Raw genomic sequence first — 7,884 nt, forward strand, 5'->3', positions numbered from 1 at the left:
CAGCGGTCGGCTGCCACCGGGGCACACTCGCTCCGGTCGGCGGAGGTACGTGTCCAGCACGCACGGGCCTGCACGGCTGGTGCCGCCGGAGTGTAAGGGAGATCACACCCCGTACCGGTAGTCCCGCAGCCGGTCGAGTTCGGGCACCGGAGCCAGCGCGACGTCACCCGTAGGTGTGACAGTGGTCCGGTGACCGCGTTGCACCCGGTCCGGTCGGCTCCCCCTCCCGGCACGGACCCTCTTCCCCAGGGTGGGTCGCCCGCCTCCGTCGGCGCGCCGCTGCCGGGGGCCGATCTGCTGGACGCCGTCCTCTCCGGGACACCGGAGGAGGAACAGCCGGTCACCCACGTGCACCGGATGCCGGTGCGGGACAGCCGCACCCTGCCCTGGCCCGCGTGGGTGAGCCCCGAGCTGCGCGCGCGGCTCGAGGCCCAGGGCGTGTCCGCTCCGTGGCGGCACCAGGTCGAGGCCGCGCAGCTGGCCCGCGACGGCTCGCACGTCGTCGTGGCGACCGGGACGGCGTCGGGCAAGTCGCTGGCCTACCAGGTGCCGGCGCTGACCCGGCTCGCCGAGGACCCCCGCGCCTGCGTCCTGTACCTCGCGCCGACCAAGGCCCTGGCCCGCGACCAGCTGGCGTCGGTGGCCGAGCTGGCCGACCCGTCGGTGCGCCCCGCGGCCTACGACGGCGACACCCCGATGGAGGAGCGGGAGTGGGTCCGGCGGCACTCGCGCTGGATCGTCACCAACCCCGACATGCTGCACCGCGGCGTGCTGCCGGCCCACCAGAGGTGGTCGAGCACCCTGCGCCGGCTGGCCTACGTCGTCGTCGACGAGTGCCACGCCTACCGCGGCGTCTTCGGCTCGCACGTCGGCCACGTGCTGCGCCGACTGCGGCGGATCTGCCGTCGCTACGGCGCCGAGCCGGTGTTCCTGCTCGCCTCGGCGACGGTGGCCGAGCCGGCCGCGGCGGCCACCCGCCTGGTCGGCGCCCCGGTCGTCGCCGTGACCGAGGACGGCTCGCCGCGGCCCGGCGCCACCTTCGCGCTGTGGGAGCCGCCGCTGACCGAGCGCACCGGCGAGCACGGCGCCCCGCTGCGCCGGTCGGCGGCCGCCGACGCCGCCACCCTGCTGGCCGACCTGGTCGAGCGCGGCGCCCGGACGCTGGCGTTCGTCCGGTCGCGGCGCAGCGCCGAGTCGGTCGCCGAGCAGGCCCGGCACGTGCTGCTCGACCGGGGCCGCGCCGACCTGGCCCGCCGGGTGGACTCCTACCGCGGCGGCTACCTGCCCGAGGAGCGGCGGGAGCTGGAGCGGGCGCTGTCGGCCGGCGAGCTGCTCGGGGTGGCCACCACGAACGCCCTGGAGCTGGGCATCGACATCGCCGGCCTGGACGCCGTCGTGCTGGCCGGCTACCCCGGGACGCTGGCCTCGCTGTGGCAGCAGGCCGGCCGGGCGGGGCGGGCGCAGCGGGAGTCGCTGGTCGTCTTCGTCGCACGCGACGACCCGCTCGACCACTACCTGGCCCACCACCCGCGCGCGGTGTTCGGCCGGCCGGTGGAGGCCACCGTCACCGACCCCACCAACCCCTACGTGCTGGGGCCACAGCTGTGCTGCGCGGCCGCCGAGCTGCCGCTGGTGCCCGAGGACCTGGCCGACTTCGGAGGCGCGGCGGCCGAGGCGCTGGTCGAGGAACTGGTCGCCGAGGGAGCGCTGCGCCGCCGTCCCACCGGCTGGTACTGGGCGGGGCGCGGCCGTCCGGACGTCGACATCCGGGGCAGCGGGCTGGCGCCGGTGACGATCATCGAGGGCGACACCGGGCGGCTGCTGGGCACCGTGGACGGCGACGCCGCGCACGCCACCGTGCACACCGGCGCGGTCTACGTGCACCGCGGCGAGACCTACGTCGTCGACGAGTTCGACGTGGACGAGGCCGTGGCGGTGGCGCACCCGGAGAGCCCCGAGTGGACGACGGTGGCGCGCGACGTCACCGACCTCGCCATCGTCACCACCGACCGGTCGCGGTCGCTGGGCACGGTCACCGCGCACACCGGCGTCGTCGACGTCACCAACCAGGTGGTGGCCTACCAGCGCCGCCGGCTGGGCACCGGCGAGGTGCTCGCCGAGTTCCCGCTGGACCTGCCGGCCCGCCAGCTGCGCACCCGCGCGGTGTGGCTGACCCTCGACGAGCGGGCCGTCGGCCGGGCCGAGGTGGACGACGCGGAGCTCCCCGGCTCGCTGCACGCCGCCGAGCACGCCGCCATCGGCATCCTGCCGCTGCTGGCCACCTGCGACCGGTGGGACCTCGGCGGGGTCTCGACCGCCCTGCACCCCGACACCGGCGCGGCCACGATCGTCGTCTACGACGGGCACCCCGGCGGCGCGGGCTTCGCCGAGCGCGGGTTCGCCGTGCTGCGGCGCTGGTTGCAGGCGACCCGGGCGACGGTGGCCAGCTGCGAGTGCGAGAGCGGCTGCCCCTCCTGCGTGCAGTCGCCCAAGTGCGGCAACGGCAACGAGCCGCTGGACAAGGCCGGGGCGGTCCGGGTGCTCGACGTCGTCCTCGACGAGCTGGCCACCGCGGAGGCGGCCGGCGAGGGCGCCGCAGACGAGGACCCTGCCGACGAGGGCGACACCGGCCGGACCGCGTCGGCGCCCGGGGCGGCCGGGGACGACGACCTGGTCTTCTGACCCGGCCGACCGCGGCGCACCGAGGCGGCTGACAGACTGGCCGCCGGCCGCTCGACCGACGGTCGACCGGTGCGTGCGGGAGGTGGCGTGGCCGAGGACCCCGACGGACCGCGCGTCGCCGTCGTCACCGGGGCGGCCAGCGGCCTGGGAGCGGCGATCGCCCGGGCCCTGACCGCCGCCGGGTGGCAGGTCGCCGGCCTCGACCTGCGACCCAGCGGGGAGACCGCGCTCGGCGTCGAGGCCGATGTGACGGACGCGGGCGCGGTCCGGGCGGCCGTCGACCGGGTCGAGCGCGAGCTGGGCCCCGTCGCCGCGCTGGTCACCGCGGCGGGCGTGTACGAGATCCTCCCGATCGAGGACGTCGACGAAGCCCGCTGGCACCGGATGATGGCGGTCAACCTCTCCGGGACGGCCACCACCTGCGCCGCCGTCGTCCCCCGGATGGTGGCCCGGGGCCAGGGCTCCGTCGTGACGATCTCCTCGGACCTGGGCGTCGGCGGCAGCCAGGGCGACGTCCACTACGCGGCGAGCAAGGGCGCCATCGTCGGGTTCACCCGGGCGCTGGCCACCGAGGTGGAGGGCACCGGGGTCGCCGTCAACACGGTCGCGCCCGGCGCGGCGGACACCCCCATGCTCGAGGCGGACTCCCCGTGGCGGTCCCGCGACTTCCTGGCCACCCTGCCGGTGCAGCGGCTGGTCCGCCCGGGGGAGATCGCCGCGGCCACGCTGTTCCTGCTCGAGGCGGGGACCGCGCTCTCCGGGCAGGTCCTGTCCCCCAACGCAGGAGCGACGATCTGATGGCCGACCGGAGCGCCCTCGTCCGCTGCGACGACGCCGAGGTGGCCGGGGCCGTCGCCGGCCGGCTGACCGCCGAGGGCGTGCGCGTCACCGTCGTGCCCGGCACCGCCGCGCCGGACGGCGCGGTCGCGGACGCCGTCGAGGAGTCCGGCGCGCTCGACGTCCTCGTCTGCGCCGTCGGGCAGCCGGCCCCCGCGCCGTTCGTCGGCGCCGACCCGGCGCGGTGGTCCGCCGACGTGATGGCCCACCTCACCCCCGCCTTCGCGCTCGCCCGCGCCGCCGCACCGGTCCTGCGGCGCTCGGACGCCGGGCGGTTGGTGTTCCTGGGCAGCGGGTGGACGGCGGCCGACCGCCCGCACGCGACGGCCGCCGCCGCGGTGCAGGGAGCGCTCGTGGCGTTGACCAAGACCCTCGCCCGCGACCTCGGGCCGGACGCCGTCACGGTCAACGAGCTGGTCGCCGACCCCGCGTCCCCGCCGTCCCCCGAGGTGGTCGCCGCGGCGGTGTCCTACCTGTGCAGCGACGCGGCCGGCGCAGTGGTGGGGCAGCTGCTCACCCTGGGGCGCGGCGGACCGCTGCGCCCCTGAGCTCAGCGGGCCAGACCGAACGCCACCGCCCGCACCGGGGCGCCGTCCGCACCCGCCAGCCGCAGTGGCAGGACGCTGACCACCGGGTCGACCCGCGGGACGGCACCCAGGCCGCGCAGGTTCTCCACGATCACGCCCCCTGTGCCGAGCACCTCCAGGTGGGCGGCGAACCCGTCCGCGGGCGTGCCTCCGACGACGGTCTCGTCGAGGCTCAGCGCGTCCAGCCCGACCGTGCGGACCCCGGCGGCCACCACCCGCGCGGCGGCGTCCCCGGCCAGGTACGGGTGGTCGAAGTAGGCGTCGGTCCCCCAGTGCTCGTCCCAGCCCGTCCGGAGCAGCAGGATCCGCCCGGGGGCGAGCAGGTGCGCGCACGGCCGCAGGTCCGCCCACTCGATCCGGCCGTGGGGCGGCTTGCCGCGGACGTCGGCGACGACGGCCGGCCCGAGGAAGTACTCCAGGGGGAGCTCGTCGATGCGCGCGCCGTCGTCGAGGAAGTGGTACGGGGCGTCGACGTGGGTGCCGGTCTGCGAGCCCATCCGCACGTGCAGGACGTTGTAGCCGTCGGCCGCGACCGTGGCGGCCGGCGTGAACCGGGCGACCGGGTCGCCCGGGTACACCGGGGTGTCGTCGTCCAGCGGGTGCGAGAGGTCGACCACCTCGCGGACGGGCGGGGCTGCGGAGCCGGTCACCTGGCCTCCTCGTCGGTCACGGTGCGGGGGTGAGGGCCCACAGGACCTCACAGGTCTCGGTCGTCGAGGGGTTGACCCAGGTGTGCGGCGTGGCGCCCGGCATCGTGAACGCGTCGCCGGCGTGCAGGACGACCGCCTCGCCGGGCAGCCGGAGCTCCAGCCGCCCACGGAGCACGTGCACGAACTCGATCTCGCACGCGAGCGCGTAGAGCTCCTCGCCGCCGCCCTCGCCGGGCTCGACCACGGAGCGGATGACCTGCAGGTTCCGCTGCGTCCCGGCGGTGAGCAGCACCTCGCGGAGGCCGCGGCCGCCGAAGTTGATCGGCGGCGCGTCGGCCGCCCGCACCAGCGAGGTGACGGGCGGCTCGAACAGCTGCCCGACGCCGATGCCGAGGACGCCGCAGACCGAGACCAGGGACGCGACGGACGGCGAGACCTCGTCGCGCTCCAGCCGGCTGAGGAAGCCCTTGGTGAGCCCGGCCTGCTGGGCGACGACGGCGAGGGTGAGGCCGGAGGCCTGCCGGGCGGCCCGCAGCCGGGCCCCCACGAGCGCATCCGCCGGGTCGTGCGGCCTCGTCAGTCGCCGGACCTCGCCCGCCATGCCCGCCCCCCTCCCGTCGACGCCTGTCCGCATCCCAGCATGCCGGTACACCAACAGGGCAACTTTCGTTGCTCATCACGCAACTCGCCTCTAGCCTCAGCGCACCGCGGTGGGCGTCCACCGCCTCACCCGGAGGTGCACATGAGCGGAGCTGAGGTCGCCGGGCTGGCCGCCGAGCAGCGGCGGCCGCGGGCCACGGAGGTCGAGCAGCACGGCATCGACACGATCCCCGACGCCGAGCGCACGTCGCGGCCCCTCGACCTGTTCCGGATCCAGTTCGGCGGGGCGAACACCTTCGCCACGGTCATCCTCGGCACCTTCCCGGTGCTGCTGGGTCTGGACCTGGTGGAGGCCGTGGCGGCGACCGTCGTCGGCGTGGTCGTCGGCGCGCTGATCCTCATGCCCATGGGCCTGTTCGGCCCGCGGACCGGCACCAACAACGCCGTCTCCTCCGGCGCCCACTTCGGGGTCCGTGGCCGCGTACTCGGCTCGTTCCTGTCGCTGCTGACCGCGCTGGCGTTCTACTCGATCTCGGTGTGGGTCAGCGGGGACGCCCTCGTCGGCGCGGCCACCCGGCTCTTCGGCACCGGGGACTCCGACCTGCTGCGCGGGGTCGTCTACGCAGTGCTCGGCGCCCTGGTCATCGTGGTGGTCATCTACGGCTACCAGCTGATGCTGCTGGTCAACAAGGTCGTGGTGCTGGCCAACACCGCGCTGATGCTGCTCGGCCTGGTGGCCTACGCGACGCTCTTCGACCCCTCCTACGACCCCGGCCCCGACGCCTACGCGCTGGGCGGGTTCTGGCCGACCTTCGTGCTCTCCGCGCTGATCGTCATGGGCAACCCGGTCAGCTTCGGCGCCTTCCTCGGCGACTGGTCCCGCTACATCCCCGCCGACACCCGCCCGTCGCGGCTGATGGGCGCCACGTTCCTGGGCCAGCTGGCCACCCTCGTGCCGTTCCTGTTCGGTGTGGGGACGGCGACGCTGGTGGCCGGCGAGGCCGACTACGTCTTCGCGCTGATCCAGGTCTCGCCGCTCTGGTACGCCGTCCTGCTCATGGTGGTGGCCTTCCTCGGCGGGATGTCGACCGGCGTCACCTCGCTGTACGGGACCGGGCTGGACTTCTCCTCGGTCTTCCCCCGCCTCAACCGGGTGCAGGCGTCGCTGTTCATCGGCGCGCTGTCGTTCGTCTTCATCCTGGTCGGGCGGCTGGTCTTCGACCTGCTGTCCAGCGTCAACGCCTTCATCGGCGCCATCGTCATCTGCACCACGCCGTGGATGGTCATCATGATGATCGGCTACTGGGTGCGCCGCGGGTACTACTCGCCCGAGGACGTCCAGGTCTTCAACCAGGGCCGCGTCGGCGGCCGCTACTGGTTCAGCGCGGGCGTCAACTGGCGCGGGATGGTGGCCTGGATCCCGGCCGCGATCGTCGGCCTGCTCTTCGCCAACTACCCGCCGCTGATCGAGGGCCCGCTGCGCAACGCGGCCGGCGGGGTGGACGTCAGCCTGCCCGTGTCCCTCGGCCTGGCCGCGGTGGTCTACCTGGGGCTGCTGTTCGTCTTCCCCGAGCCCCGGTACGCGTTCGGCCCGGAGGGCCCCCGGCTGGTGCCGGCCACGGAGGCCGGGATGCCGCCGGTGACCGACGACCCGCGTGCCTCCGTCCACCGCGCCGGCCGTCGCGGGCACGTGGCGCCCGCCGCCGAGACGGCCGACCGGTGACCGGGCACGTCGACGGCGCCGACGAGGTGCGGCGGGCCGCCGCCGACCTCGTGGCCGCCTTCGGGCGCAGCGACCTGGACCGCTACCTCGCCTGCTTCCGCGAGGACGCCACGTTCCTGTTCCACACCACCGACCGGCTGCTGGCCTCCCGCGAGGCGTACCGGCGGGAGTGGACCTCGTGGGTCCGGGACGACGACTTCCGGGTGCTCGGCTGCGAGACCTCCGGCACGGTCGTCCAGGTGCTCGGGGACACCGCCGTCCTGACCCACGCGGTGCACACCACGGTGTCCACGCGAGCCGGACGCGAGGAGCTCCACGAGCGGGAGACGATCGTCTTCCACCGGGAGCCCTCGGGGCAGTGGCTGGCCGTGCACGAGCACCTGTCGCCGGCCCCGCCGGTGGCTGCGTAGCGGCAGCTCAGGGCACGACCGGACCGGCCCGCGCCCGGGCGCCGGCCCGGCTGACGCCCAGCGGGCCGAGCCGGACGGGCACCGCGACGACGACCTCCACCACCGCCCCGTCGCCGACCGTGCACGCGGTCAGCCGGGCACCGTTCGCGCCGGCCACCTCCCCAGCCACGGCACAGGCCCCGGGGTCACCGCGGACGGCGTGCTCGGCGGCGGCCAGGGCCGCGAGGTCGGCGGCGGTGGCCGCCCGGTGCCGGCCCACCACCGCCGCCCCGACGAGCACCGCCGCCACCCCGATCGCGGCGAGGACGCCGGCGAGGGCGACCACCCAGACCGTGGCCGAGCCCCGCTCCCCCGCCGCCCGGGACAGGGGGCTCCTGTCCCCTATACACATCTGC

The 7,884-nt window shown here is 75.8% G+C and carries 8 protein-coding genes; 5 read left to right on the forward strand and 3 right to left on the reverse strand.

What is annotated here, in order from left to right; translation table 11 throughout:
• Nucleotides 1–189: 189 nt before the first annotated feature.
• The 3 genes from CNO22_RS07840 (at nt 190) to CNO22_RS07850 (ending at nt 4,067) form a co-directional block, all read left to right on the forward strand.
• A complete protein-coding gene (locus CNO22_RS07840; protein WP_232806876.1) occupies nt 190–2,682 on the forward strand; it encodes a DEAD/DEAH box helicase in 2,493 nt (830 codons plus the stop codon).
• Between the two features lie 87 nt (nt 2,683–2,769).
• Nucleotides 2,770–3,480, forward strand: coding sequence for an SDR family NAD(P)-dependent oxidoreductase (locus tag CNO22_RS07845; RefSeq protein ID WP_100498830.1), 711 nt, complete (start codon nt 2,770–2,772; stop codon nt 3,478–3,480).
• A complete protein-coding gene (locus CNO22_RS07850) occupies nt 3,480–4,067 on the forward strand; it encodes an SDR family oxidoreductase (protein WP_100498831.1) in 588 nt (195 codons plus the stop codon). The genes CNO22_RS07845 and CNO22_RS07850 overlap by 1 nt, the downstream gene beginning before the upstream one ends.
• A gap of 2 nt (nt 4,068–4,069) precedes the next feature.
• Here CNO22_RS07850 and CNO22_RS07855 read toward each other — a convergent pair whose 3' ends face one another.
• Nucleotides 4,070–4,756, reverse strand: coding sequence for a cyclase family protein (locus tag CNO22_RS07855; protein ID WP_100498832.1), 687 nt, complete (start codon nt 4,754–4,756; stop codon nt 4,070–4,072).
• A 16-nt stretch (nt 4,757–4,772) separates the two neighbouring features.
• Complete coding sequence (locus tag CNO22_RS07860; RefSeq protein ID WP_232806877.1) at nt 4,773–5,303, reverse strand: cupin domain-containing protein; 531 nt, start codon at nt 5,301–5,303, stop codon at nt 4,773–4,775.
• Between the two features lie 195 nt (nt 5,304–5,498).
• On the opposite strand from CNO22_RS07860, the gene CNO22_RS07865 reads away from it, so the two are divergent.
• A complete protein-coding gene (locus CNO22_RS07865; protein WP_100498834.1) occupies nt 5,499–7,079 on the forward strand; it encodes a purine-cytosine permease family protein in 1,581 nt (526 codons plus the stop codon).
• Nucleotides 7,076–7,489: a YybH family protein gene (locus CNO22_RS07870; protein ID WP_100498835.1), complete on the forward strand. Its 414-nt coding sequence runs from the start codon at nt 7,076–7,078 to the stop codon at nt 7,487–7,489. Before CNO22_RS07865 ends, CNO22_RS07870 begins: the two co-directional genes overlap by 4 nt.
• Before the next feature lie 7 nt (nt 7,490–7,496).
• Here the strand turns inward: CNO22_RS07870 and CNO22_RS07875 are convergent.
• Nucleotides 7,497–7,884 (reverse strand): Rv3654c family TadE-like protein (locus tag CNO22_RS07875; RefSeq protein WP_232806878.1); only part of this gene is annotated, 388 nt, incomplete at its 5' end.

It is taken from the genome of Geodermatophilus chilensis, assembly GCF_002802985.1.
Taxonomy (GTDB): Bacteria; Actinomycetota; Actinomycetes; order Mycobacteriales; family Geodermatophilaceae; genus Geodermatophilus; species Geodermatophilus chilensis.